The 520-nt window shown below is 70.8% G+C and carries 1 protein-coding gene; it reads right to left on the reverse strand.

From position 1 onward, the window contains the following. Window positions 1–520: AMP-binding protein (locus IF78_RS0142865; RefSeq protein ID WP_031498918.1), on the reverse strand; the 520-nt coding region annotated here is incomplete at both ends.

Below are 520 nucleotides of genomic sequence, written 5' to 3' on the forward strand. Positions count from 1 at the left end.
CGGCACCCACAGCTCGTACGTCGACGGGTCGAACGCGTACGGGGCCACCATCAGCACCCGCTCGTGCGCACCCTCGCCGAACATCCCGTCCACGACCAGGTCGAGGACGTCGCGGTGGGTGACCGCCACACCCTTGGGGCGGCCCGTCGAACCCGAGGTGTACATCACGTACGCCAGCTGATCCGGCCCACACTCCACGCCCGGGTCGGTGACCGGCAGCGAGGCGAGCGTCTCGTCCTCGTCCACCACCACCAGCACGGGAGCGTCCGGCAGACCGCGGCCACGCATCGCCGTGTCGGCCAGCAGCACCGGCGCGGACGTCTCGTCCACGATCCACCGCATCCGCTCCAGCGGGTAACCACTGTGCAGCGGCAGATAGAACGCACCCGCCTTCAGCACCGCCAGCAGCGCCACCACCAGATCCACCGAGCGCTCCATCAGCACCGCCACCGGCGCCTCCGGCCCCACCCCCAGACCCACCAGCCGGTGCGCCAACTGATTGGCCCGCTCGTCGAGTTCC

Source organism: Streptomyces bicolor, assembly GCF_000719285.1.
In the GTDB taxonomy this organism is placed as follows: Bacteria; Actinomycetota; Actinomycetes; order Streptomycetales; family Streptomycetaceae; genus Streptomyces; species Streptomyces bicolor.